At 52.5% G+C, this 23769-nt stretch carries 23 protein-coding genes; 15 read left to right on the plus strand and 8 right to left on the minus strand.

Features of this window, described 5'->3' with window-relative positions:
• The first annotated feature begins 86 nt into the window (after positions 1-86).
• Positions 87-476, plus strand: a complete 390-nt coding sequence (locus tag FPZ49_RS19405) for a DUF1499 domain-containing protein (RefSeq protein WP_144849991.1) — start codon at positions 87-89, stop codon at positions 474-476.
• A 51-nt stretch (positions 477-527) separates the two neighbouring features.
• On the opposite strand, the gene tpx is transcribed toward FPZ49_RS19405, so the two are convergent.
• Positions 528-1031 (minus strand): thiol peroxidase, encoded by a 504-nt coding sequence (tpx, locus tag FPZ49_RS19410; RefSeq protein ID WP_144849993.1) that lies wholly within the window; start codon positions 1029-1031, stop codon positions 528-530.
• Positions 1032-1330: 299 nt separating this feature from the next.
• Between tpx and FPZ49_RS19415 the strand changes: the two genes are divergently transcribed.
• Entirely contained in the window at positions 1331-2221 is an 891-nt protein-coding gene (locus FPZ49_RS19415) for a LysR family transcriptional regulator (RefSeq protein ID WP_144849996.1), read from the plus strand.
• Between the two features lie 22 nt (positions 2222-2243).
• Here the strand turns inward: FPZ49_RS19415 and FPZ49_RS35840 are convergent, their stop codons facing one another.
• The 3 genes from FPZ49_RS35840 to FPZ49_RS19425 all read right to left on the minus strand — a co-directional run bounded on the left by FPZ49_RS35840 (position 2244) and on the right by FPZ49_RS19425 (position 3756).
• Entirely contained in the window at positions 2244-2387 is a 144-nt protein-coding gene (locus tag FPZ49_RS35840) for a hypothetical protein (RefSeq protein WP_186445925.1), read from the minus strand.
• 222 nt (positions 2388-2609) lie between these two features.
• Positions 2610-3296, minus strand: a complete 687-nt coding sequence (locus tag FPZ49_RS19420) for a zinc metallopeptidase (RefSeq protein ID WP_144850004.1) — start codon at positions 3294-3296, stop codon at positions 2610-2612.
• A gap of 28 nt (positions 3297-3324) precedes the next feature.
• Positions 3325-3756, minus strand: a complete 432-nt coding sequence (locus FPZ49_RS19425) for a helix-turn-helix domain-containing protein (RefSeq protein ID WP_144850006.1) — start codon at positions 3754-3756, stop codon at positions 3325-3327.
• A gap of 340 nt (positions 3757-4096) precedes the next feature.
• Between FPZ49_RS19425 and FPZ49_RS19430 the strand changes: the two genes are divergently transcribed.
• Genes FPZ49_RS19430 through FPZ49_RS19440 form a run of 3 tightly spaced genes read left to right on the plus strand, consistent with a single transcriptional unit; the run spans position 4097 to position 7349 of the window.
• Complete coding sequence (locus tag FPZ49_RS19430; RefSeq protein WP_144850008.1) at positions 4097-5491, plus strand: ammonium transporter; 1395 nt, start codon at positions 4097-4099, stop codon at positions 5489-5491.
• Between the two features lie 14 nt (positions 5492-5505).
• The gene (locus FPZ49_RS19435; RefSeq protein ID WP_261381495.1) at positions 5506-6609 is read left to right on the plus strand and encodes a DUF294 nucleotidyltransferase-like domain-containing protein; all 1104 of its coding nucleotides are present in this window, start codon (positions 5506-5508) and stop codon (positions 6607-6609) included.
• 5 nt (positions 6610-6614) lie between these two features.
• Positions 6615-7349: an exonuclease domain-containing protein gene (locus FPZ49_RS19440; protein WP_144850010.1), complete on the plus strand. Its 735-nt coding sequence runs from the start codon at positions 6615-6617 to the stop codon at positions 7347-7349.
• 58 nt (positions 7350-7407) lie between these two features.
• Here FPZ49_RS19440 and FPZ49_RS19445 read toward each other — a convergent pair whose 3' ends face one another.
• Both FPZ49_RS19445 and FPZ49_RS19450 read right to left on the minus strand, forming a co-directional pair.
• Positions 7408-7848 carry a Mov34/MPN/PAD-1 family protein gene (locus FPZ49_RS19445; protein WP_144850012.1) on the minus strand — a complete coding sequence of 147 codons (441 nt, stop codon included), beginning with the start codon at positions 7846-7848 and terminating at the stop codon, positions 7408-7410.
• A gap of 67 nt (positions 7849-7915) precedes the next feature.
• Positions 7916-9220: an MFS transporter gene (locus tag FPZ49_RS19450; RefSeq protein ID WP_144850014.1), complete on the minus strand. Its 1305-nt coding sequence runs from the start codon at positions 9218-9220 to the stop codon at positions 7916-7918.
• Positions 9221-9408: 188 nt separating this feature from the next.
• On the opposite strand from FPZ49_RS19450, the gene FPZ49_RS19455 reads away from it, so the two are divergent.
• Positions 9409-9948, plus strand: coding sequence for a TlpA family protein disulfide reductase (locus FPZ49_RS19455; RefSeq protein ID WP_261381496.1), 540 nt, complete (start codon positions 9409-9411; stop codon positions 9946-9948).
• A gap of 59 nt (positions 9949-10007) precedes the next feature.
• Here FPZ49_RS19455 and cimA read toward each other — a convergent pair whose 3' ends face one another.
• A complete protein-coding gene (gene cimA / locus FPZ49_RS19460; protein WP_144850016.1) occupies positions 10008-11627 on the minus strand; it encodes a citramalate synthase in 1620 nt (539 codons plus the stop codon).
• A gap of 173 nt (positions 11628-11800) precedes the next feature.
• On the opposite strand from cimA, the gene FPZ49_RS19465 reads away from it, so the two are divergent.
• From FPZ49_RS19465 to FPZ49_RS19495, 7 genes are all read left to right on the plus strand, one after another.
• Positions 11801-13108 (plus strand): DNA polymerase IV, encoded by a 1308-nt coding sequence (locus FPZ49_RS19465; RefSeq protein ID WP_144850018.1) that lies wholly within the window; start codon positions 11801-11803, stop codon positions 13106-13108.
• Positions 13105-13620: a molybdopterin-guanine dinucleotide biosynthesis protein B gene (gene mobB / locus FPZ49_RS19470; RefSeq protein ID WP_144850020.1), complete on the plus strand. Its 516-nt coding sequence runs from the start codon at positions 13105-13107 to the stop codon at positions 13618-13620. Before FPZ49_RS19465 ends, mobB begins: the two co-directional genes overlap by 4 nt.
• A gap of 103 nt (positions 13621-13723) precedes the next feature.
• On the plus strand, positions 13724-13960 hold the full coding sequence (locus FPZ49_RS19475; protein WP_144850022.1) for a ferredoxin: 237 nt from the start codon (positions 13724-13726) through the stop codon (positions 13958-13960).
• A gap of 163 nt (positions 13961-14123) precedes the next feature.
• Positions 14124-15959, plus strand: coding sequence for a CHASE2 domain-containing protein (locus FPZ49_RS19480; protein ID WP_261381497.1), 1836 nt, complete (start codon positions 14124-14126; stop codon positions 15957-15959).
• A gap of 34 nt (positions 15960-15993) precedes the next feature.
• Positions 15994-18108: a FecR domain-containing protein gene (locus FPZ49_RS19485; protein WP_144850026.1), complete on the plus strand. Its 2115-nt coding sequence runs from the start codon at positions 15994-15996 to the stop codon at positions 18106-18108.
• Between the two features lie 32 nt (positions 18109-18140).
• Positions 18141-19745: a stalk domain-containing protein gene (locus FPZ49_RS19490; RefSeq protein ID WP_144850028.1), complete on the plus strand. Its 1605-nt coding sequence runs from the start codon at positions 18141-18143 to the stop codon at positions 19743-19745.
• Positions 19746-19869: 124 nt separating this feature from the next.
• Entirely contained in the window at positions 19870-21303 is a 1434-nt protein-coding gene (locus tag FPZ49_RS19495; protein WP_261381498.1) for a L,D-transpeptidase family protein, read from the plus strand.
• A gap of 140 nt (positions 21304-21443) precedes the next feature.
• On the opposite strand, the gene FPZ49_RS36895 is transcribed toward FPZ49_RS19495, so the two are convergent.
• Positions 21444-21578 carry a hypothetical protein gene (locus FPZ49_RS36895; RefSeq protein WP_261381499.1) on the minus strand — a complete coding sequence of 45 codons (135 nt, stop codon included), beginning with the start codon at positions 21576-21578 and terminating at the stop codon, positions 21444-21446.
• Positions 21579-21751: 173 nt separating this feature from the next.
• Between FPZ49_RS36895 and FPZ49_RS19500 the strand changes: the two genes are divergently transcribed.
• Entirely contained in the window at positions 21752-22882 is a 1131-nt protein-coding gene (locus FPZ49_RS19500) for a quinone-dependent dihydroorotate dehydrogenase (protein ID WP_144850030.1), read from the plus strand.
• Between the two features lie 59 nt (positions 22883-22941).
• Positions 22942-23745 (plus strand): GTP pyrophosphokinase, encoded by an 804-nt coding sequence (locus tag FPZ49_RS19505; protein ID WP_144850032.1) that lies wholly within the window; start codon positions 22942-22944, stop codon positions 23743-23745.
• The last annotated feature ends 24 nt before the right edge of the window (positions 23746-23769 follow it).

Genomic DNA, 23769 nt, shown 5'->3' on the forward strand with positions numbered 1-23769 from the left:
TAGTGTTAACGGGATTCACGCACTTCATAGATTAGCCTACGGCGCAATTTTTTTGCTGGGGCGCAGAACATATAGGAGGGAAAGCTTTGTTGAAGCGAACTTTAGTCGGACTCATTCGCAGCCATGAAACCACTGGAGAGAAAGCAAGGGATCCTCAACTGAAAACCCGCTATTATAAGATTTCCAAGGATCAGGCTTGGGAAGAAATTACGAACATGCTGAAAAAGCTGAGTGGGTATAAGCTGCTTCACGAAGTGAAAAATGTAGGGGAAATCGTCATCGAGAAGAGAACGATCACAGGCCGGACGCAAGATATTACGTTGACTTTATTTGGGATCAATCCTCTGAAGACGGCAGTGGATATTTACTCGGCATCCCGTGGGTCCTTGGGTGATCTCGGCTCCAACTACCGTACGATCCTTGATCTGTACAAGCACATCGATAAGCGGCTGGCCGCTTACAAAATAAATGATTAAAAAAACAGCGAGGATGCTTAGCAGCTCCCCGCTGTTTTTGTATGCCGAATCTTAAACCAATTTTTTAACCGCTTCTACAGCTGCTTCGTAGTTCGGGTGGTTAGTCATTTCTGGCAGTACTTCTACGTATTGGATCGTATCGTTAGCGTCGATGACGAAGATCGCTCTCATATCCAGCTGGAATTCGTCGATCAGAACGCCGTAAGCTTTACCGAAGGAACGCGTTTTGTAGTCGGACAAAGTGATGACTTTGTCGATGCCAGCAGCGCCGCACCAGCGGGCTTGTGCGAAAGGAAGGTCAACGCTGATCGTCAGCACGACAACATTGTCGCCGAGTTTAGCAGCTTCTTCGTTGAAACGGCGAGTTTGCGCATCGCAAACGCCAGTGTCCAGGGAAGGAACCACGCTTATCAGCTTTACTTTGCCGGCGTAATCTGCCAGGCTAGCGTTTTCCAACAGGTTTTTGTTTACTGTGAAGTCAGGAGCTTTGTCTCCAGCTTTCAGTTCAGGTCCGATCAGTGTAATCGGGTTGCCTTTGAATGTTGCTTGTGCCATATGTACGAGGGCCTCCTTAAAATGACAATGATGTTGGTATTTCACCAAAATGTATTATAACATTAGAAACAACAACTAATCAAAGCTTACTGATTAGGTTTCTAATGTTTCAACAGAATCTTCATATAAGGCGCGGTCGTTCATCTGTGAATTACATCGAAAGAGATTCTGTTATAACATTAGAAACAACAACTAATCAAAGCTTACTGATTAGGTTTCTAATGTTTCAACAGAATCTTCATATTAGGCGCGTAAGGCGCGGTCGTACTTAGGTGAAATTTGAAAGGAAGAAAGCGATAGTGGAATTCAGACAGCTGCAATATTTTGTAAAGGTAGCACGGAAACAGCATGTGACGCAGGCCGCTGAAGAGCTTCACGTGGCGCAGTCGGCGGTGAGCCGACAAATCCACCAGCTGGAGGAGGAGCTCGGAGTTCAGCTGTTCGTGCAAAAGGGGCGAAATCTGCAGCTGACGTCGGTGGGCAAGCTTTTTTTAAGCCGGGTGGAAGGGATCTTGACGGATTTGGAGAGGGCCGTGAATGAAATTCACGAATACCTGGACCCGGAGCGGGGCGAGATTCGGATCGGGTTTCCACATAGCTTAGGCATCTATCTGCTGCCGACGGTAGTAGCACATTTTCGCAAGGATCATCCGGGAGTTAAATTCCGGCTTCGGCAGGGGACATATAACAGCTTGATTCGAGATGTCATGAAAGGCGAAATCGACCTGGCGTTCATTTCACCTTTTCCAGAGAAGCATGAGCATGTGAGCGGAGAGCTGCTGCTGCGGGAGGAGCTGTACGCGATTGTGCCGAAGGGGCATCCGCTGGCCGAGGAGCAGCACATCCGGCTAGAGCAGCTAAAGGACGATTCGTTCGTCATGTTCAGTGAAGAATATTCGTTGCGTGCCATTGTGCTGGCGGCGTGTGCGAAGGCGGGATTCGTTCCGCAGATCGGGTTTGAGGGAGAGGAAACGGATACCATTCGCGGGCTTGTAGCAGCGGGCATGGGGGTCAGTCTGCTCCCGGAGATGGCGCTGATGGAGATCAGCGAGCTGCAGCCGGTGAAGGTGCGCGTGGCAGAGCCTGAGGTCACGCGCAGCGTGGGTCTGATCCATCGAAGCGGGGAAAAGCTTCCGCTCGTAGCGGATGGGTTCCGAAGGTTTTTGAACGATTTTTTTAAGGACAAGTAGCGGACAGATGACATAGATCATATTAGAAGAAAAGGATGCTAACGGCCGCGGCGCCGAGGATCCAGTCGAAAAGCGGGGCCTGTGCGTACCGGGTGCCGCTTATTTGTTTATCCAGATTCGTTCTGAAGTCTTTCATTTGCATTTCAAGCTCGTATAGGTTCATCATGGTTACTCCTCCTATGGCGGACGGATGTCCGCGTCAGCGTGTTGTTCTCTATCTGAGTTTTATTATAGCGGGTCAGAAAAGAACAAAAAGTGTAGGATGTATCTCGTTTTCTTCACCTTTTCATAGGAGGGGGCAGGGCAAGACAATGAAAAACCTCTCATTGGAGGATGGCGGCGTTTCGCATCCATTTCTCCAAGAGAGGTTTTTGGTTTGGTTAATCGATTAATCGTCGTTGCGGTTCGTAAAAATCATAATGTATTTGAGGAGCTCCAAAAGGGAGATCAGCGCTGCTGCCACATAAGTAAGTGCCGCGGCGTTCAGAACCTTCGCTACCCCGCGTTCTTCCTGGTTCGAAATGAAGCCCTCTGCGACCATCAAGTCCCTTGCCCGGTTACTGGCGTTGAATTCAACCGGCAGAGTGATCAATTGAAACGCTACAGCTGCAGAGAAGAAGAGAATCCCCAGACCTAGCAAGAAGTTAAACTGTTGGAAAATGAGACCGGCGATAATGAGCAGTGGAGCGACGCCGGACGAGAAGTTGACCACAGGGAACATGTGATGGCGCATCACCAGCATCGGATAATGCACTTTATGCTGGATCGCGTGACCCACCTCGTGACAAGCAACCGACACTGCGGCAATCGTGCTTTCATAATATACAGGCTCGGAAAGTCTTACGGCGCGGGCAACCGGATCGTAATGGTCTGTGAGCGCTCCGGGAACGGCTTCCACCGGAATATCATACAAGCCGTTGGCATCCAGCATGCGGCGGGCGGCTTCGTAGCCCGTCATACCCGACTGTACTGGGACATCGGACCATTTATTAAACGTGCCTTTAACGCGAAATTGTGCCCATAGCGAAAGGCCAAAGGCGATGATGATCAAGAAATCCATCGGATGAAAAAACATGCATCCATTCCTCCATTAATCAAGAAATTTAAGAAAGGGGACCTTTGCCCAGCAGCAGTAGCAAAGCTTCGATGCAAGCGGCGGCAGGCGGCGTCAGAAACTTGTGCAGATTCTTCATCTGTGTCGGCTTCATCTTCTCGAGCAGCGGGCCTACTTCCTTTGCTTCTTTCTCCAACTGGTTCAATAAGAGCTGGAGAGATGTGAGCTTATCTGTCACGATCTCATCCTGGCTAACCTTAGTGAGACGCTGCAGGCTTGCCTTGATTTCCTCCAGGCTGTATTTCTCCCTCTTCATATTCTCAATACGTTTCAAACGGCTTAAGGTTTCATCGCTGTACAAGCGGTAGTTTGTGTCGGATCTGGACTCCGGCTGAATCAAACCGAGCTTCGTATAATAGTCGATCGTTCTGGGGCTGACCTCCGATAAGCGAGAGAGCTCACCGATTCGATATAGCTTCATATCCCCATGTCCCATCACCTCATTACTTATTAATATGTAATGCAATGCTCTTATAGTAATGATAACTGAATCCAAACCATACAGTCAAACGTTATGCTTTTATTGGCGTAAATCGCGGCTTGGACAGGCATTATTGTTATGTTTTATTACCTAAATTGAGTTAGCTACTAAGTTTATTGGTGCGAAAACCGAATTATGCATATTTCATGTCAGGTTATTTTTCGTTTTTGACCATTTATTATTGAAAAACCTATTGCCAAAAGGTGGGGCGGTGTATATAATGACATTAAGAATATCAAACAATGTTATAAAAACTAACATTAAGAAGGAAGTGGTCACGATGTTAAAGAAATTGCTCTTATCAACCGGTCTTATGTCAGTATTGGTGCCAGCGACGCTCGCGTTCGCAGCAGACGATGCGACACCTACGCAGCTGCAAAGCGCTATTGATGCCGTGTGGGTCATGTTAGCTGCCATCTTGGTCATTTTCATGCAAGCAGGGTTCGCACTGCTCGAAGCGGGCTCTACGCGAATGAAGAACGCAGGTCACGTAGCAGGGAAAACGGTATTGACGTTCGGGATTTGCGCCATTGCCTTCTGGGCCATCGGGTTTGGCTTTGCTTTCGGCGACGGCAACGGATTTTTTGGTACAACGGGCTTCTTCGTAGACGGATCGGAAGAACAAGCGGCATCAGCATTCAGCTCCCTCTCCTTCTCCGATGTACCGATAGCCATTAAGTTTTTGTTCCAGCTGGCTTTTGCCGGTGTATCGCTGGCGATCGCTTGGGGCGGCTTTGCAGAACGCGGTAAGCTTCCGGTTTACTTCATCTTCGGGATTTTGTTCACCGTTCTGATCTATCCGATCGTTGCTCACTGGGTATGGGGCGGCGGCTGGTTGTCCAAAATCGGGATGCAGGACTTCGCAGGCTCCACGGTCGTTCACTTGCAAGGTGCAACCGCAGCGCTTGTAGCTACATTGCTTCTTAAACCACGTATCGGTAAATTCAACAAAGACAAAACGCCTAACCTGATTCCTGGTCATAACCAAGTGCTTTCGGTTCTCGGCGTTATCATTCTCTGGATCGGCTGGTTCGGCTTCAACCCAGGCTCCACGCTGAGCGCAATGGGCGACGGCTTCTTCGGTTACATCGCTCTGACAACGAATCTGGCTGCAGCTGCTGGTGCCGTAGCCGCGCTGGTTGTGTCTTGGATGTACTTCGGCAAATCCGATATTCCTAGTATGCTTAACGGTGTGCTCGCCGCTCTCGTAGCTATTACTGCAGCTTGCGCATTCGTAACCCCGCGCGATGCCATCATCATTGGTGCCGTTTCCGGAATCTTGACCTTCTTCACTTCGCAATGGTTTGAGAAAGCTGGCTTGGATGATCCGATTTTCGCCTTCTCCGTACACGGGATTGCAGGGATTTGGGGAACGCTGTCCACGGGGATTTTCGCAACACCTGAGCTCGCATCTAAAGTAGGTGTTGGTAAACCTGGTCTTCTGTACGGCGGTGGCTTGGAGCAGTTGGGCGTTCAAGCGCTGGGTGTAGTTGGTGCCTTCCTGTTCGTCCTGGTGCTGTCCTTCATCATCCTCTATGTCATCAAGCTGACGATCGGGCTGCGTGTCACGGAAGAAGAAGAAATTATCGGTTTGGACCTTTCCGAGCATGGCACCTACGGCTATCCTGAGCAAATGAAGAAAGCGGCTCAAGGCGGTGCAGCGCAAGTGATATAATAGAAGAAACTTGAATGAAAAGTGAAGGGGATGCCGTGAATATGGAGCCATTCGTGAAAATGATGCAGGAAGTAGCCGATGCCCGGAATGTTGCGGAGCTGAGGGGCTTCCGGGATCGGGCGCACGGAGAGTTCCAGCGGCGTCTCCTTTTTACCCAGCCGCTCGAATGGAGCCGTCAGGTGAATGCGTGGCATGACAGCATGATCTGGCGGATCGTCGAATGGGCAGAAGCGGATTTGTGTGAGGAAGGTCATGGAGCTGCACCTGTGCCGTTTGCTTTCGTCCTGTTCGGCAGCGGAGGGCGAGGAGAGCAGACGCTGTGGAGCGATCAAGATAACGGAATTATTTATGCTGATCCTAGCTCGGAAGAAGAGAAGCTCGCAGCGGAAGCCTATTTTCCAATCCTGGCTCAGAAAATCACGGCTCACTTGGAAGCGGCGGGGTATCCCCCTTGCAGCGGCGGCGTCATTTGTACGAATCATCAGTGGATGCAGTCGATCAGCGGCTATAAGCAGATGCTGATGGGCTGGCTTGCAGATCCGAATTGGGAGCATGTAAGGTATTTGCTCATTGCGGCGGATTTACGCACGGTATACGGGGATGAAGCGCTTGGGCGCGAGGTGCTGGATGTGCTCTACTCCTATGTGGCCGCTCATCCGGGGATGCTGGAGCATATGCTGCACAACACGCTGCATCATAAGGTATCCATCGGTGTATTCGGGCAGCTCATCAAGGAGCGCTACGGCGAGGATGCCGGAGGCGTGGAGATCAAATACGGCGCTTATATTCCGATTGTAAACGGGGTACGGCTGCTGGCGGTGGAGGCCGGTATTCGCAGTACCTCCACGGAAGAGCGATTACAAAGATTAATATCGGATAGCAAGGTTGAGGACGAGATCGGAAACGATTTTTTAGAAGCGCTCACGATTGCCATGCGATTGAGGTCACTCACGCCGTATCAGCTGGAAGCCGGACATTATTCCACCCGCGGCAAGCTGTCGGCGGAGCAACTTACGAAGGAGCGGATGACCGAGCTCAAGCTGTGCCTTCGGATCGGGATGGATTTGCAGCGGTATGTGAAAAAGAGCGTACAGAAAGAGATGGAAAAAGGTGAATAAACGGTATGAAGGATATGAGGCCTGCAGGACGAATGTGGCATCTGTATAAAATGGGAGGCTTGACCCCCGCCCTTACCTCGATGTTCGACGCTCAGAGTGCCCAGCAAATGGCTTTTATCCGGTCCATCATGAAGGAGCAGCGTAAAAATTCATTATATGAAATTCCTTTGGAAAGCGCGGAGCTGGTTGTTTTCGATCTGGAAACGACCGGTTTTTCGCCTTACAATGGGGATGAAATCATTTCCTTCGGAGCGGTTAACGTCCATGGGGACCAGGTGACGGAAGAGGAGACCTTCTACAGTTTGGTCAATCCGAAGAGGGCGATTCCGAATACGGTCGAGGAGCTAACGGGCATTTCGACGGAAATGGCGGCAGAGGCACCGGATCTAATCCATGTGCTGCGGGGATTTCTGGAGTTTGTGCAGCAAAAAATATTGGTTGCGCATGGCACCGGCCATGATAAGCATTTTTTGAATTCAGCGCTGTGGAAAACGTCCAAAGTTAACTTGTCTCATCGCATGCTGGATACAATGATGATCGCCAAGTGGCTGAATCCGAAGCTGAATACGTATGATTTGGATACGCTGCTGGATGTATACGGCGTGGAAGTGACTGTACGTCATCACGCGCTGGAGGACGCCCGGATGACCGCTAGGCTGTGGTCGAACTTGATGATTGAAATCAAATCCAGGGATGTGCAAACCTTAGGCGATTTGTATGCGCATTTAAGCCAGCATTAAAAAATCTTCAGTTCTTGCGAAAAAGGGCAAGCTGAAGATTTTTTTGTATTCTGGTGGGTCAGTGCTGGACAAGCAGCGAATGATAGCGAATTTGCCCGTCCTTGTCTTTTTGATAAGAATAAGCCATCACTTGTGGCTGCCGAGGATCAGTGAACGAGACAATCCAATGGCTGGGCACCTGATACCAAGGTGTGCGGAGATCCTCACTGGAAGGGAGTGGTGGCGCCTGAGGATGGGAATGCACAAGCCCAACCAGCTGATCGGAACCGCCGGAAGCGGTGTGCAACAGCCAAGGAATAAGGTCGCGCGGCTCCATGTCAAAATGATGCTCCGGCCGAGGCGATCGGTTGGCTGCCGGTACGAAGCTGTGAACCTGCCACTGTCCGGGCTTATCCGAAGCTTCCGAGCCCATAAGAAATCCGCATGCTTCGTGCGGCAGCTGCTCCCTGCAGTAGAAAATGATGCGCTGCAATTCAACTGGGGCGATGTGAAATCTCATTCATGTCCACTTCCTCTGGCGAAACCGAGCGCCTGGTATGCTGCTATTATACAGCGCGACAGGAGGCTCAGCCAACCTTGGCCGGCGGCTTGATGAGAAAGAAGACGAGTACTAACGTTAAGAAGGCTAACGAAGTAACCGTAATGAATACAATCTGATGTGACTTTTCCATCATCCAGCCAAACAGCGGCGGCCCGGCGGCTACCCCGAGAAATCGCAGACTGTTGTAGATCGATGTGATCATGCCGCGCTGCTCCCGTTTCACCGACCCGGTGATCATCGTGTTCAAGCAAGGAAGAAGCAGTCCCGTACCGATACTACTGAGCGTTAAAAGACCGATAAACAAGTAGATGCTTTTATTGAAGAAAAGGATACACAGACCAAGGGAGACCGTCATTAGTGTAAGACCGATATTCATGAGCCAGCGCATTAGTTTGCCGTTTTTCTTAATGAGCGCCCCTGTAGTGTACGCCGTAACGACTTGTCCCAGCAGCGGGATAGCGAGCACAAGCCCCTTTTTCACTCCATCGATATTGTAAGGCTCGACCTCCAAGATGTCCGACAGGTAGAACAAGACACCAAACAGCACGAACAAAGCGAGTGAGCCTGCGAAAAAGGAGGTAATGAGCCATCTCCCCTTTTCCTTAAGAATTTTCCCGATGCTTTTCAGGTAAGCCCCAAGCTTGGGAGGTGCTTTGGTTTTCTTCGGCTCTTTGATCAGAAACATGATGGCGAGCAGTGCCAGCGCGCAAAAAATCGGAAACGCGAAAAAGGCGGCATACCACACAATTATAGCAAGCAGCGAGCCGATGATCGGACTGACGACTTTGCCTGTGCCGTTGGCTGCCTCGATTAGTCCGAGCGCTTTGCTCTCCGTTCCTTCCTTATATAAATCTCCTGCGAGCGCCATGGCGATCGGAGCCGTACCGGCCGCGCCTAAGCCTTGAATTGCCCGGGCAATAATTATGATCGTGTAGGAGTTCCATATCGCTCCGAAGCCTGCCAGAACACCTGCTGCGCCATAGATGATCAAGGAAGGTATAATGATAGCCTTTCGGGAAAAGCGATCAGATAAATAGCCGGAAACCGGGATGACCAGACCAGCGGTGACGGAAAACAACGTGATGATCAAGCTGCTTTGAAATTGCGAGATGCCCAGCCGCTCCTGCATATCCGGTAAAATCGGCACCAGCATGGAGTTTCCAAGCACCAAGACGAGCGGTACAGTCGCCAAAGCGATAAATTCCAACAGGGAGCCCTTGCCCTTGGAGGCGCCGCCGCTTGATTTATCTTCAGATTTGGATCGTCGCCCGGTCCATTCGATGTCGCTTTCAAACGTAATATTGAGCTTCTTATCTTTCGTTTTTTCCATTACGTCATTGTGCTCCTCTGGAGAATTCAGTCATAGTTATTGTATGCCTTAATGTACCCGGGCTGCGGATCGGTCATGCTGTAGGCTTATTCCAGTTGAGCAGCGGACGGTCGAAGGTAACATTTTGCTGCAAAATGGGGATACTGAGCTGGTGAACTACCGGATTCGTAGGAAGGGGGCGTAAAGCGTTGAAAAGAATCACTTTACTGATCGTTGTTGCGCTTGTGCTGGCGCTGCTCGGCATATATCAGAGCGGGATGCTCTCGAAGACGAGTGTAGTGGCTGCTGCTGCCACCAAAACGGAGCTAAAGCTCGGACAAGCGATTCCGCCGTTCAAATTGAAGGCGTTGGACGGGGCAGAGTACGAAGTGGGAGGGCCTCGAGAAAGGCCGCTTATGATCAACTTTTGGGCATCGTGGTGCGGGCCTTGCCATGAAGAGGCTCCGGACCTTAAGCAGGTCTATGAACGCTATAAAGGGCAGTTTGATCTGTATGCGGTCAATGTTACTAAAGGGGATGGGCTGAAGGAGGCGCAAAGCTTCGCCAGACAGTACGATTACCCATTTCCTGTGCTGCTTGATACCAGCGGGGCCGCGGCGTCGGCTTATCGGATTTTGTTCGTGCCGACGAGCTTCTTGATTGATAAGAAGGGGAATTTGAAAGAAGTTATTCATGTGCTGCCTCGTGATGAGCTGGAGAAGCGGATCAAGCAGCTGATCGAAGAGTGAATGAAAAAAGCTGCAGGTCCAAGGGGCTATTCTCGCTTGGATGCTGCAGCTTCTTATTATTAGTGATTCACGAGACCAATACGCTCACGATGCTCTTCCGGCTGATGGGCTGCGCGGGTTTGAGTCAGCAACGCGTAGCGCATACTGTCGACCAGCGCGTGCCAGCTCGCTTCGATAATATTCTCGGATACGCCTACCGTGCTCCAGCTAGAGTCGAAATCAGACGATTCGATCAATACGCGGACTTTGCCGGCTGTTGCATCTTTATCATCCAGCACGCGGACTTTGTAATCGGACAAGTGCATGTCTTGAATACCTGGGTAATACTGCAGCAAGCATTTGCGCAGCGCATTGTCGAGCGCATTGACAGGTCCGTTGCCTTCAGCAGCATTGTAAATCGTTTCTCCATGCACCTTTACTTTGACGATCGCCTCGGTGGAGACTGGCTGATTCACGGATTTGGCGACCATGATTTTGAAGGATTCCAGCGAGAAAATCTCTTCCAGCTTGCCGTAGGCATTGCGCATGAGCAGCTCCAGCGTTGCATCGGCTCCCTCGAACTGGTACCCTTGGTGCTCCATCTGCTTAATCTGCTCGATCAGCTGCTTCGTCTGGCTGTTGGTGGTGTCAAAATCCAGACCAAGCTCCTGCGCTTTAAACACCAGATTACTCTGGCCGGCGAGCTCCGATACGAGGACGCGCTGCTTGTTCCCCACCAGCTCAGGCGTAATATGCTCATAGGTGCTGGAATCACGCAAGATCGCAGAAACGTGAATGCCACCCTTGTGGGCGAACGCTGCCGAACCGACATAAGGCTGGTTCACCGGCATGTGCATATTGGCGATTTCGCTGACATATCGAGCTACGCTGGACAGGCTTGCCAGCTGCTCGCTGCTGATCAAATGGTATTTCAGCTTGAGCTGCAGATTCGGGATAATGGACACCAGATTCGCGTTACCACATCGTTCGCCGTATCCATTAATGGTGCCTTGCACTTGAGAAGCGCCAGCCATTACAGCCGCGATGCTGTTGGCAACGCCGAGCTCACAGTCGTTATGCGCATGAATCCCGATGGGGGTATTAACGCTTTCGCGTACCGCAGTGACAATCTTCGATACTTCATGCGGCAGCGAGCCGCCGTTCGTATCGCACAGCGCAATCCAGTCGGCGCCTGCGGCTTCCGCTTTTCTAATTGTGGCCAGGGCATATTCCGGGTTGCTCTTATAGCCGTCGAAGAAATGCTCGGCGTCGTAGATTACTTCCAGTCCCTTACTTTTCAAATAGCGGACAGAATCGTAGATCATGTTCAAATTTTCTTCCAATGTCGTTTGGATGGCGGTATGTACCTGGAAGTCCCATGATTTTCCGAAAATCGCGGCCGCTTGTACACCGACCTCCAAAATCCGGTTCAGGTTCGGATCGTTCTCCGCCAGGGAGTCCTTGCGTCTTGTGCTGCCGAAGGCTGTAATCTTCGCATTGGACAGCTTCAGCTCTTTCACCCGGATAAAAAATTCAATATCTTTGTTGTTGCTTCCCGGCCAGCCGCCTTCAATATAGGAAACGCCCAGGGAATCCAGCTTTTGGGCGATTTTCAATTTGTCTTCAACGGAAAGGCTTACACCTTCCCCTTGGGTGCCGTCTCTTAGCGTGGTATCGAAAATTTTAACCGTGGTCTCCATGAACTTGTCCTCCTGCAGGCGCAAAGTATAATTCACAATTATAGCACAATCTTCCCAGAGAAAGATATCCTTTTTCAAAATCGGGCACCGCTTCTTGACCTTGCTACTAGCCAAAGATATGCTGAAAAGGTAGAAAGAATGTGCGATGAAAAAAGAAAGGAGGGCCTCCGCTCATGACTGCGAATCACCAAACCCCGGCGAACGGATATCCGGTAAACGGCAGAGTCATTTTGCATATCGACATGAATGCATTTTATTGCTCCGTGCATGAAGCGGTGGACCCCGAGCAATACAAAGATAAGCCGATAGCGGTGGCCGGCAGTGTCGAGCTGCGCAGAGGCATCATCGTCACCTGCTCTTATAAAGCAAGGGGATTAGGCGTGAAAACAGGCATGCAGGTTAGAGAAGCGCAGAGGCTTTGTCCGGAAATTATTTTTATCAAGCCGAATTTTGACCTGTATCGTCAGTTCTCCCGCCGTTTTATGAAAATCGTCTATGAATACTCGCCGCTCGTTGAAGCGATGTCGATCGATGAATGCTATGTGGATATTACGGGCTCGAAGGTGTTCGGGACACCGCTTGAAATTGCGCATAGGATACAAGAGCGGATTCGAGAGGAGCTGCACCTGCCTTGCTCCATCGGCGTTGCGCCGAATAAGCTGCTCGCCAAGATGGCGTCCGATATGAAGAAGCCCAACGGGATTTCCGTGCTGCGCAAACGGGACGTGTCGGAGATTCTTTGGCCCAAGCCGTGTGCCGAGCTGTTCGGGATCGGCAAGAAGACAGCGGAGAAGCTGAAGCGGCTGCAGATTCACACGCTAGGTCAATTGGCCAAAGCGGATGAGAAGCTGCTGAACGACCAGTTCGGCATTATGGGCGGGGTGTTGAAGCGCGCGGCAAACGGAGAAGATCACTCGCCGGTCAATCCGGAGCGGGAGCAGAGCAAATCGATCGGACATACGACGACACTGCCCAAAAATGTTACGAATCGGAGCGAGGTTCATCGCGTTTTCTTGAATTTGGCGGATCAAGTGGGGCGGCGTCTTCGCCGACAGGGCTTGCTGGCTCAAACGGTGCAGATTACGATTCGCGACCCGGAAATGAAGACGATTACCAGGGCTTCCAAGCTTCCTCGGGCGTCGGAGAATGCGGACGATTTTTACCGCACGGCGTGCCGGTTGTTTGATGTACATTGGAAAGAGGAGCAGCCTGTCCGGCTGCTTGGGGTGACGCTGCAAAGCCTGGAGGCAAAACAGGAGGCGGCGGTGCAGCTCGATTTGTTCGATTATCAGAAGCAGCCGGTTAAGGAGAAGCTGATCAAAGCCATGGATGCATTGCGGGATAAGTACGGGGAGAGCGTGATTTTGACAGCTGGTATGCTGGGGGATGATCCGTCGACGCTGATCCGCAACAGCAAGGTCCGCGGCACCTCGCTGCAGATGGACCACTTAAGGCTGAAGGGGCTGGAGGAGGACGAATGACGAAGGTGATCGGCATCGCCGGATATTCGAACAGCGGGAAGACGACGCTAATAACCAAGCTGGTGCCTTGGTTTGAGTCGCACGGGTACCGTGTAGGGGTTATAAAGCATGATGCGCATGGGCATTATAGTGAGGTAGAAGGTGCGGATTCGACGCAATTCATCGAGTCGGGCGCTTCCTGCGTAGCCGTCGTCTCGCCGGAGGAAGTCCGGTGGTTTGAGCGCAAGCCGGTACAGCTCGAGGATGTTGTAAAGCGAATGGAGCCGAGCACGGACATCATCTTAGTTGAAGGCTTCAAACGGGAGCCTCACCCCAAGATCGCCGTGTTCCATACGAAGGAGCAGGCGGACATTATTCGACGGACGGCTATGCCGCCCATCGCTTGGGTGACGGCGAACGCAGAGGACGCTGCGGAGGCGCAAGGGAGTGTACCGGTGTTTCACCCGGAGGCGGTAGAGGAGGTCGGAGGTTTCATTCTCGGCCTTGTGAATGAGGATGGGAATCATTATTAATAACGATACGTTATCATAACGTTCACATCTTTCTATTTGAACTTTCCGGTTATTTATATTATATTTTAGGATGAGGTTACACATTTGAGGAGGAAGATTAGACATGGCTAAATACACATGGGTTGAGAAAGACACCTGTATCGCCTGTGGCGCATGCGGCGCAACAGCTCCAGACATTTACGACTACGACGATGAGGGCCTTGCTGAAGTAATCTTCGACGGCGACGGAAACAAAGGGAATACTGAAATTCCTGAAGACCTTTACGACGATTTGCAGGATGCACAAGACGGCTGCCCTACAGATTCCATTAAAGTAGCCGACGCTCCTTTCAATAAATAATCGTATGGCCCATGAAGAGCCTGTTCCCTAGGGGGAGCGGGCTCTTTTCGCGTTTCTACAAAATAGGCCTTTCTTCTTATGAATTTTACATTATTCGCGCCTAAATCTCGGGATTCTATGATAATATTAGAAAAAGATGAGTAGAAGTAGAGGGGGCGTTATTGTGAGGAATGGCTTGGGCAAGCTCGGGACGGTAACCGTAGTCAATCTTGGCATTGTAGTGCTTTGTATTCTACTGCTGAGCTTGGGGGCACTGAAGGTACTGTCCGATCAGCTGTACGATTTTAATATGAAGCAAACGATGTCCGGAGCACCGCATGAGGACATTATCGTCATCGGCATCGACGAGGAGTCGATTAAGGAAGTAGGGCCTTACCCATGGGACCGGAAGGTCTATGCGAAGCTGATCAATCAGCTGGAAGGCGCCGGCGTGAGGGCGATCGGCTTCGATGTGGAGTTTGACTCGGAGAGCAATTTCCCGGAGAGCGATAAGGTGCTCGCGGATGAGCTGGCGAAGCATTCCAACATCATCATCCCTTCGCATGCCATGCTGGAGGATGATTTCAAACGGGCCACGAAGACCAAGGCAGGCGAATTGCTGATGGCCCGGTCCGTCACAGAGCCGATCGCCGCATTCCGTAAATCCGTTCAACCAGCGCATGTCAACGCAGCTTTTGATACGGACGGTGTGATCCGTTCGAACTGGCTGGAGCTGAGCTCGCCGCAGGGCGTGTTCCCGTCCATGGGCTACAAGATGGCACAGCTCGGCGGAGCGGATGTCCGTCGCTTCCAGGCACTGCCGCAGCTGGAGGATCGTCCGAAGGCGGAGATGCTTATTCGCTGGGATGCCGGGGAGTACGACTTCGAAACGATTCCGTTCGCCAAGGTGCTAAAAGGGGCCGTACCGGCGCAAACGTTCAAGGATCGGCTTGTCCTGGTCGGCTACACCGCTCCCGGCTACGATGAAGGCATCACCCCGATCGAGAAACACATGCATCTGGTGTATGCACATGCGAACATTTTGAATCAAATTTTGAAGCAGCAGGTGATTCAGCCGGTTTCCAAAACGGTGGATCTCACCCTGGCGTTTGTGGTAGCCTTGCTGTTCGGTCTGCTGACCTGGCGGGTCAAAGCGATCACAGGCGTGATTATGGCGCTGTGCAGCACGCTGGTAATTTTGGCGGGTCAATATGTGTTGTTCTCAGCAAACCTGCATTTTCTGGACGTCATTGGGGCGCTGGCTTGCGGATGGATTGCGTACTTAGGCAATTTGGCGATGAAAACCTATTTTGAAACGAAGCAAAAGATGTACATAACCAAGCAATTCGGCCGGTATATTTCGCCTGATCTGGTGAAAGAGATCGCGAGCAGCGAGCAGGAAATCCAGCTGGGCGGGATCAGTAAGGAGCTGTCGGTGCTGTTCCTCGACGTACGCGGGTTTACGCCGTTGTCCGAGAAGCTGAAGCCGGAGGAAGTCGTTGATTTTCTGAACATGATGTTCAATCTGATCACTGAGCGTGTGCTGGCCAACCACGGGACGATCGATAAGTTCATCGGGGATGCCGCCATGATTCTGTTCAACGCACCGCTCGATGTACCCGATCATCCTTATTACGCCGTGAAGACTGCCTACGAGATTCAGCTCGGCATGGAGCAGGTCCGGGCAGATGTGCTGCAAAAATACGGAGTCACCATCAGCGTGGGAATAGGGATCAATACCGGTGAGGTCGTTGTCGGCAATATCGGTTCTTACCTGCGCGTCGATTATACAGCCATCGGAGATAACGTGAATACGGCGGCACGGATCGAATCGAACACGCAGCCCAATCAGATTCTCGTGTCGGAAGCGACCTATGAATTGACGAAGGAATACTTCGGATATCATTTTGCCGGCGAGAAGCTGATGAAGGGGAAAAGCATGCCTTTGAAGCTGTTTGAGGTGCTAAGTGTCAAAGGGGCTCCGTCGTCGGTTCAGGAGTCGAAGCATCGCGTTTCTTAAAACATAGGGGTTGTACAGGGAGAGGAGTTCGACGATGGGTCAAGGCAAGCAAGACAGGAGAGGCAAAGGCAGGTCCGCGGCTTCTAAGGTCGCGATGTATACGGTGATGTTAACGATGATCTCGGGCGCGGCGGCTCCGTATGCGCAAGCAGCCAGCTCGTCCAGAGCGGCGCAAGTCGTGGAGGTTACGGGAAATGTGACCTACAAAAAGTCCGGCGGGTCCAAGTCCAACTATGTGTATCAGGATTTGAAATTGAATCAAGGCGATTATATTTCCGTCGGTCCTTCTTCATCCTTAACGCTGAAAATTGTGGATCATGGCGATGAGCTGACCATTGGGGAAAATTCCGAGGTATACATATCCGAGCTGCTCGATTCGGGCAACGGAAAAACGTCCAAGGTCAAATCGTGGGCGGGTACGTTATGGAGCAAGGTGAAATCGCTGGTCAGCTCCGAGGACGAATTTGAAGTCGAAACGCCGACGGCGGTGATGGGGGTTCGCGGAACTCACTTCCTTACCTATTACAATCCGCAAACGGGCGAGACGACGCTGGTCGTCGCCGCAGGTGTCGTCGGTGCGACCACCGCGTCCAGCACATCCGGCTCAAGCAGCGGGGGCCCTGGCAGCGGCTCCAAGTCGCAGGAGGTCAAAGTATACCCGTCGCAGCAGCTGAATTTGGATCAGAGCACCAAGTCCACCGATTTAAAGAGCAAGGTCGATTACGCCGATCCGAACAAGATCGTCATCGTAGCGCCGCCGAAGGTGCTCGAGGCATTGATCAAAAATGCGGCGGATATTCAAGCCGAGCTCAAAGAGCAGAAGGACAAGCTGAACAAAGATTTGCAGCAGGGGAAGACGAAGCCGGACGAGCAGTCCACGCTCAAGTTCCAGGACGATACGGATCTGAACAAGATCAAAGGCAATTTCGATGCACTGCTGCCTAACCTGGCTAAACAAGCAGTAGATGGCAAGAAAATCGATACCAGCGTGATCGATAAAGCGAATGCTTCGATTCCGGATCCGAATCAGAAGATTGATTTGAATCATGTTACTCCTATTGATAAAAGCGCCGGCTTGGATCCAGAGATCCAAAAGATCAAGGAGCAGGCAGGCGAGTATTTTAACCAACTCCTCCACGAGCTGGTAGAGCTTCAGCAAAATCAGCAGCAGCTGGCTTCCTTGGTGCGGCAGCTAGAAGCAGACAAGCAGCGGACGGATGAGCAGAACAAGGAAGCCATTAAGGCAGCCGATCAGAAGGCGTCCGAGCAATATGCGTCCTCCCTGGACGCTGCTGCGAAGAAAGAATTTGAGACGAATAAGCAGAAAAACGAGACCAGCGGCATCAATCCAGCTGCACAGCCAACGGCTCCAACAACACCGTCGTCGTCATCGTCTTCATCGAATAACAACAGTACTAATACAACGCCGCCGGTCACTGCGCCTGATCCGGTTCAGCTGGTGAGCCCGTCAGCCGCAGGGGAATATGATTTGGGCACAATCAAAATTACAGCGAAGGCACCGGCAGACACCAAGATTTTGCTGATGAACGGCACCGAGACTGTAGCTTATGCGCAAGGTAACGGCGATCAGCCGGTTGAACTCTCGCTGCCCGACAAGTCGTACACCGGACTGACCCTCGTATCGGAAAAGAACGGGGTTCGCGGCAGCGCCGTGTCTGTCCCGGCCTTGAGCAACAAAGCGCCTCAAGCTGTGTTAAGTGAAGTGAGCCGAAGCGCCACTTCAGTGAAGTACCGCTTGGAGCTGTCGAACGTTCCAGCGCTCTATGCTGTGCAGGCCCATATGACGTATGACGCCGGCGCTTTGAATTATGCCCCAGCAGGGACGAGCAGTGACCTGCCGGATGCTCCGAATACAGTATTCGACGGCAGCAATATCGCTGAAACGCTGCGCCAAGTTCAAGGGCAGACGAAGAACGAGCTGATTTATGCTGCGACCTTCTTTGAGGCCAGTACAAGCAACCCAACTAGCAATATTAGGCTGTCGGGCAGCAAGACCGCCGTGGAATTTACATTAGATGTTGTTAATACCGTGACGCCAGGCACAGGGAATGCCAGCGCGCAGCTGGTCTCTATCAAAGTGGCCGATAAAACGGGGAACGTGGTCTTCCAGCTTCCGACGTCTCCCTAGCACAAATGCAAAGTAATGGAAGGTGAAACCCTGTGAATAATACGATTAAACTTTGTGCTGCAGCCATTCTGTCCTCCGTCGTTTTCACGAGTGCGGCGGCTTATGGAGCATCACCTGCGGCAGATGGATTGAAGGGCGCGAACAATCAAATTTTGCTTGATATCACCACCGCAGCAGGAAACGGAACTCTCGGCAGCCAAAATGGTGCGGCTCTCTCCACTACATTCCGCAGCCCATCCGGAGTCGCGGTTGCTCCTGACGGCTCCGTTCTGATCGCCGATACGCGCAATCAAATGATTCGCAAGCTGGCGGGCGGACAAGTGAGCACGTATGCCGGTGTTCTTTTTAAGAAGGATGTCAAAGGCTTCCCAGTTGGAGCGATGTTGGACGGCGAGGCAAGCCTGTCGATGTTCCAAGAGCCGATGGGCATGGCGTTCGACAGCAAAGGTAACTTATATATCGCTGACTCTGCCAATCATGCGATCCGAAAAGTCGACGCGTCGACGCAGCAGGTTAGTACGCTAGCCGGCAGCGGATTGCTTGGAAGCAAGGACGGGACAGGGAAAAGCGCCTCGTTCCAGCAGCCCTCAGACGTAGCGGTGGCGGCGGACGGAACGGTGTACGTTGCGGATACGCTGAATCACTTGATCCGCAGCATTTCGCCTGCGGGTGTGGTGACTACGCTGAATGCGGCCTCGAATCGGGTCGTAGAGGTATCGCCGGGGCAGGTGTCCACGGCCGGTGATTTTGCCGATGGCAGCTTGGCTGCGGCCAAGTTTAATGAGCCCTCCGGGCTAGTCCTCGATGCCAAGGGCAATCTGTACGTGAGCGATTCCGGCAATCAGCGGATTCGGTATATCGATTTGCAGCAGGGCCAAGTGACGACGGTCGCCGGCGGCGGTACGGCCAACGCCAAGAAGGAGCTGTACGTGCCTGGAGATTACGCGGACGGCAATGCGGCGGAGGCGCGGTTTAATTTCCCGATGGGCCTCGAGCTGACGGCCGAAGGAGGTCTAGTGATCGCGGACAGCCAGAATCACTCGATCCGGTATTTGCTGAACGGCAAAGTAACGACGCTAGCTGGAGCCGCTAATCAAACCCCGGGCAAGCAGGACGGAACGGAAAGCGGTGCCGAGTTTCAGCGGCCGACCGATGTCGCGGTGCTGCAGGACGGCAGCATTATGGTCGCCGATGCGTTTAACAACCAGCTCCGGCAGCTCAGCTTGTATCAGCTGCCGGCTGATTTGCCGAAGGACGATCACGTTAAGGTCGTGCTGGGCCCAAAGCCGATCGCATTCGATGCGCAGCCTGAAATCGTAGGCGGCCGGACGATGGTTCCTGTGCGAGCGATTACGGAAGCGCTCGGCTACAAAGTCACGTACGATGATGCGAATCGTGCGGTCCAGCTCAGCAAAGACGGCGTCACAGTCGAGCTGTACATCGATCGGACCGGCGTGAAGCGGATCGAGCAGGGCAAAGTGGCCGAGATCAAAGAGACCGACGCCGAGCCGTACATCAAAGAGGATCGGACGTATGTGCCGGTACGATTTTTTGCAGAAGAGATCGGTCTGGATGTGCAGTGGAACGATAGCGCGCGCACGGCGATTTTACGCCCAAAGACTACAGAAACTAAGTAATAAAGTTGAAAGCTTTTAAACCAAACCTTCCCGTGCTGCGAGTGCGCATGGGAAGGTTTTTGTCACACGACGGCAAGGATTAGCCGATATAAGTGGAAGTACACGAACAAGGAGGGTTCGGCGCGTGAAGGCGAAGGAAACGGAAGATCAGCTGACGCTGTTTTTCAAGCAGGATCCCCAGTATTTAAAAAAATACGTGAAAGCACATCCGGACAATAAAATGGCCTGGTATTTACTTGGACGGGACTACGAGGCACAAGGAAAGCAGGGCAAGGCGCTGTATTGCTATGCGCAAGCCGGTGAAATATATGAAGCCTATGAGAATCAAAAGGTAACTTTGCCGCCCGAAGAGCTGGAACCGATCCAATCCTGGGTCGAGGGCAAGCGGCGCAGACGGCTGCCAAGGTACGCTAGAGCGGTGGCTATGCTGCTCCTCTTGATTGCGGGGCTGCTGTTTTCTTCAGCCTCCAGGCCTGATGCAGTGGAGGAAGCGGAGGCGCCACCGCTGCCGCAAGGCGTCACGTCGGCTCAGGTGCAGGCGACGAAGGTGTATTATCTTGCCGAACGAAAGAGCCCGGAGAAGGTCAGCACGGCGCTTCAAGAGATGCTGCTTAAAGAGCGGGTCGCAAGCTTCGCGATCTTGGCCCGCGGCATTCCGCTCGGCGAGACGTCGTGGATCGGCTGGCTGAAGAAGCCGGAGCTGCTGCTGACCGTGGAGGCGAAGCAGGATGCCTCGCAGCAGCAGATCGTGTACCACGACGCGGCCAGCTGCAATTGCCTTCCCAGCGATCCGGCTCCGGCGGCCGGCATTGTGAGCGCTTGGATGACGAAGCAGGAGCAGGAGCTGGTGCTCCGTTCGGCAGTCGCTGCATCGATCCGGCTCAAAGGCCAGGCGCCGGAGCAAAGCGCTCAGCTGACGGCGGCGTATCCGAACAATTCGCTGCCCGGGTTGACGCCTTATATGCAGGAGCTGTACGAGAAGGAGAAGGCGGCGATGGGAACGGAGCTGGCGGCTTGGGTGCAGCAGACGCCACAGCCGCCGCAGCAGGTGAGCCAAGCGACGCCGGGGTCTCCGGGACCTGGTCCCGGGGCGGCCGGATTGACGAAGCCGCTGAACGAGCCGCTGCGGATCATCGTCGACAAGACGGCTCACCGATTGGCGGTGGTCAGTGGCAGCATCGTGGTGCGGAGCTACCCGGTCGGTCTGGGCGGACCGCGCACCCCGGAAGGGACGTTTGCCATCACGGAGAAGGTCCGCAATCCGAACGGCAAATCCAACGGGGATTTCGGCAGCCGCGGCATGACGTTATCCGATACGCAATACGCGATTCACGGCACGAATCAGCCGTCCAGCGTTGGCAAGGATCAATCGGCCGGCTGTGTTCGGATGCTGAAGGAGGACGTGGAGGAGCTGTTTGATATGGTGCCTCTCGGAACGCCGGTGACGATCGGCAAAGGGATGCTGCCATCGGACGTGGTGCGAAGCGGGAAGCCGTTCCAGCTGCCGGTGGCAAGCGACGAGACCAATCCGGGGAAGGTATATCATTGGCTGAATTAATCACACACGCTAAAAAAAGCTGGCGCTACGGCTCACAGAGCGTGAGGCAGCCCAGCTTCGGATCGCAACCGTTACTGCGAATGCGCTCGCTGTCGGTTGTCGACGAATGTACATTGTTGCCACTTCGTACAGTTTTAGGTCTAGGGGTTGAAAATCAGCAGCGCAGCCATCGCTAGAATAATGACTCCAAAGATGGAGCACACCCAGATGATCAGTTTTTTATTTGGCTCGTCCTTCTGTTTGCGCTGCAAATAGGAGGTTTTTTCTTTTTTCATAGCGACCAGCCCCGCCTTTTCATAGAATTAAATCTATTTTATCATAATGTAAACGTTTTTACAGATGGAGTTTTATGAGCGGCCTACTTTATTTTTAACTCATAAAACGATACACTGGAAAGAAAAAGTGAGGCAAGAACAGGAAACACAGCTTAAGGGAGAGAATATACTGCATGATGTACAAGAAATTCGCCAAGCCGGTGCTGTTTAACATGGATCCGGAAAAAGCACACCATCTGACGATCGACGGGCTTCACATGGTCGGTAAATTGCCTGGAGGACGCAGGCTGCTGCGTGCCATGTATGGGGTCAAAGCCTACCCGGAGCTGGCTACCGAGCTATGGGGCATCCGCTTCGACAATCCGGTGGGACTGGCTGCCGGGCTGGACAAAAATGCGAAGGCCGTTCCCGGCTTCTCCAATATTGGATTTGGCTTTATGGAGGTCGGCACGGTGACTCCGAAGCCACAAGCAGGCAACGAGCTGCCGCGGTTGTTCCGTTTGCCGGAGGATGCGGCGCTGATTAACCGGATGGGCTTCAACAATGTCGGTATCGAGGGCATGAAGCGGAATTTGCGCAACCAGGGACAGCGGACGATTCCTCTGGCCATCAATATCGGTAAGAATAAAACAACGCCGAACGAGCAGGCGGAAAACGATTATCGCGAGTGCATTCAGGCGCTGTATGGGTATGGCGACTTTTTTGTCGTCAACATCAGCTCGCCGAATACGCCGGATCTGCGGAATCTTCAGCATGGCGACGATTTGACCCGCTTGCTGGCGGCCGTAAAGGATGAAATCCGGACGCAGCATGCCAAGTTCGCGGGACGCGAGAAGCCGGTGCTGGTGAAGATCGCGCCCGATTTGTCGCCAGAAGAGGTGGAAGTAACCGTCGAGACGATCCTGAGAAGCGGTGTGTCGGGCATTATCGCATCGAATACGACAATTTCGCGCGAAGGGTTAGGGCATCCGAACCGGAAGGAAACGGGTGGCTTAAGCGGCAGGCCGCTGACAACGCGTTCCACGGAGCTGATCCATACGATCTATAGGCTCACCGAGGGCAAGCTTCCGATCATCGGCTCGGGTGGGATTTTTACCGCTGAGGACGCTTATGCGAAAATTAAGGCCGGAGCTAGTCTTGTAGAGGTATACACTGCGCTGATCTATGAAGGTCCGGAGCTGCTGAGACAGATCAATGAAGGGCTGCGCAAGCTTCTGAAGCAGGATGGATTTACCCACATCTCGGAGGCGGTCGGCTCGGCGCATCGCAATACACCGGCCAAAGAAGCGTTGAGCTTAAGATAAAGCCGGGACGGATTCAGGCTGCGGATTAGGCAGCAGGTGCAACGTAGGAGGTTGGGACGATGGATGGACGCGATTGGAAAAAATTTCTTCTGCCCTACGAGCAAGCGGTAGAAGAACTGAAAGTAAAATTCAAGACGCTGCGCACGGAGCTGAAGAGCCGGGAAGAATATTCACCGATCGAATTTGTCACCGGACGGGTGAAGCGAATTTCGAGCGTGCTGGAAAAAGCGAAGCGGCTGAGCGTCCCGATGGAGCAGATCGAAACCGGTATTGAGGATATCGCCGGCATTCGGATCATGTGTCAATTCGTAGAAGATATTGATCGGCTGGCAGAGCAGATCCGTCTTCGCGAGGACATGAGCGTAGTCTATGTGAAGGACTACATTTTAAATAAAAAGCCGAGCGGGTACCGCAGCTATCACATTATTGTTGAATATCCGGTGCAAACGGCGCTCGGCATGAAGCGGGTTCTGGCGGAAATTCAGCTGCGCACGCTGGCGATGAATTTTTGGGCGACGATTGAACACTCGCTTAACTATAAATACCGCGAGAAGCTTCCAGTGGAAGTGCTGAACCGACTGAGCAAGGCGGCGGAAGCGGCGTATTTGCTGGATCAGGAAATGAGCAGCATCCGCGTGGAAATAATGGAAGCGCAGAAGCTATTTGAGGATAAATCGAACATTATCGCCAAGGTGCTCAACGGGATTCAAGAGCTGTACTTTTTCCATCGGGTCCGCGAGGCGGCGCAATTTCAAATCCGGTTCAACGAGCTGTGGGATACGGATGATGTTTGGCATCTGAAGGAGCTGCTCGGCGAGGTGGAGGAAGCGATCGCCAGAGCGAAGAAAGGCCCTTCCAAATAACGAAGCGCGCAAGGGGAGAACACG

It is taken from the genome of Paenibacillus cremeus (assembly GCF_007786445.1).
Taxonomy (GTDB): domain Bacteria; phylum Bacillota; class Bacilli; order Paenibacillales; family NBRC-103111; genus Paenibacillus_G; species Paenibacillus_G cremeus.

Bases quoted from the DNA above. Each gene is read 5' to 3' on its own strand.
- FPZ49_RS19485 (WP_144850026.1), top strand. From the start codon at position 15,994: ATGGGTCAAGGCAAGCAAGACAGGAGAGGCAAAGGCAGGTCCGCGGCT.
- FPZ49_RS19440 (WP_144850010.1), top strand. From the start codon at position 6,615: ATGAAGGATATGAGGCCTGCAGGACGAATGTGGCATCTGTATAAAATG.
- FPZ49_RS19500 (WP_144850030.1), top strand. From the start codon at position 21,752: ATGATGTACAAGAAATTCGCCAAGCCGGTGCTGTTTAACATGGATCCG.
- FPZ49_RS19445 (WP_144850012.1), bottom strand. From the start codon at position 7,848: ATGAGATTTCACATCGCCCCAGTTGAATTGCAGCGCATCATTTTCTAC.
- tpx (WP_144849993.1), bottom strand. From the start codon at position 1,031: ATGGCACAAGCAACATTCAAAGGCAACCCGATTACACTGATCGGACCT.
- FPZ49_RS36895 (WP_261381499.1), bottom strand. From the start codon at position 21,578: ATGAAAAAAGAAAAAACCTCCTATTTGCAGCGCAAACAGAAGGACGAG.
- cimA (WP_144850016.1), bottom strand. From the start codon at position 11,627: ATGGAGACCACGGTTAAAATTTTCGATACCACGCTAAGAGACGGCACC.
- FPZ49_RS19505 (WP_144850032.1), top strand. From the start codon at position 22,942: ATGGATGGACGCGATTGGAAAAAATTTCTTCTGCCCTACGAGCAAGCG.
- FPZ49_RS19450 (WP_144850014.1), bottom strand. From the start codon at position 9,220: ATGGAAAAAACGAAAGATAAGAAGCTCAATATTACGTTTGAAAGCGAC.
- FPZ49_RS19475 (WP_144850022.1), top strand. From the start codon at position 13,724: ATGGCTAAATACACATGGGTTGAGAAAGACACCTGTATCGCCTGTGGC.
- FPZ49_RS35840 (WP_186445925.1), bottom strand. From the start codon at position 2,387: ATGATGAACCTATACGAGCTTGAAATGCAAATGAAAGACTTCAGAACG.
- FPZ49_RS19425 (WP_144850006.1), bottom strand. From the start codon at position 3,756: ATGAAGCTATATCGAATCGGTGAGCTCTCTCGCTTATCGGAGGTCAGC.
- FPZ49_RS19430 (WP_144850008.1), top strand. From the start codon at position 4,097: ATGTTAAAGAAATTGCTCTTATCAACCGGTCTTATGTCAGTATTGGTG.
- FPZ49_RS19465 (WP_144850018.1), top strand. From the start codon at position 11,801: ATGACTGCGAATCACCAAACCCCGGCGAACGGATATCCGGTAAACGGC.
- FPZ49_RS19420 (WP_144850004.1), bottom strand. From the start codon at position 3,296: ATGTTTTTTCATCCGATGGATTTCTTGATCATCATCGCCTTTGGCCTT.
- mobB (WP_144850020.1), top strand. From the start codon at position 13,105: ATGACGAAGGTGATCGGCATCGCCGGATATTCGAACAGCGGGAAGACG.
- FPZ49_RS19435 (WP_261381495.1), top strand. From the start codon at position 5,506: ATGAAAAGTGAAGGGGATGCCGTGAATATGGAGCCATTCGTGAAAATG.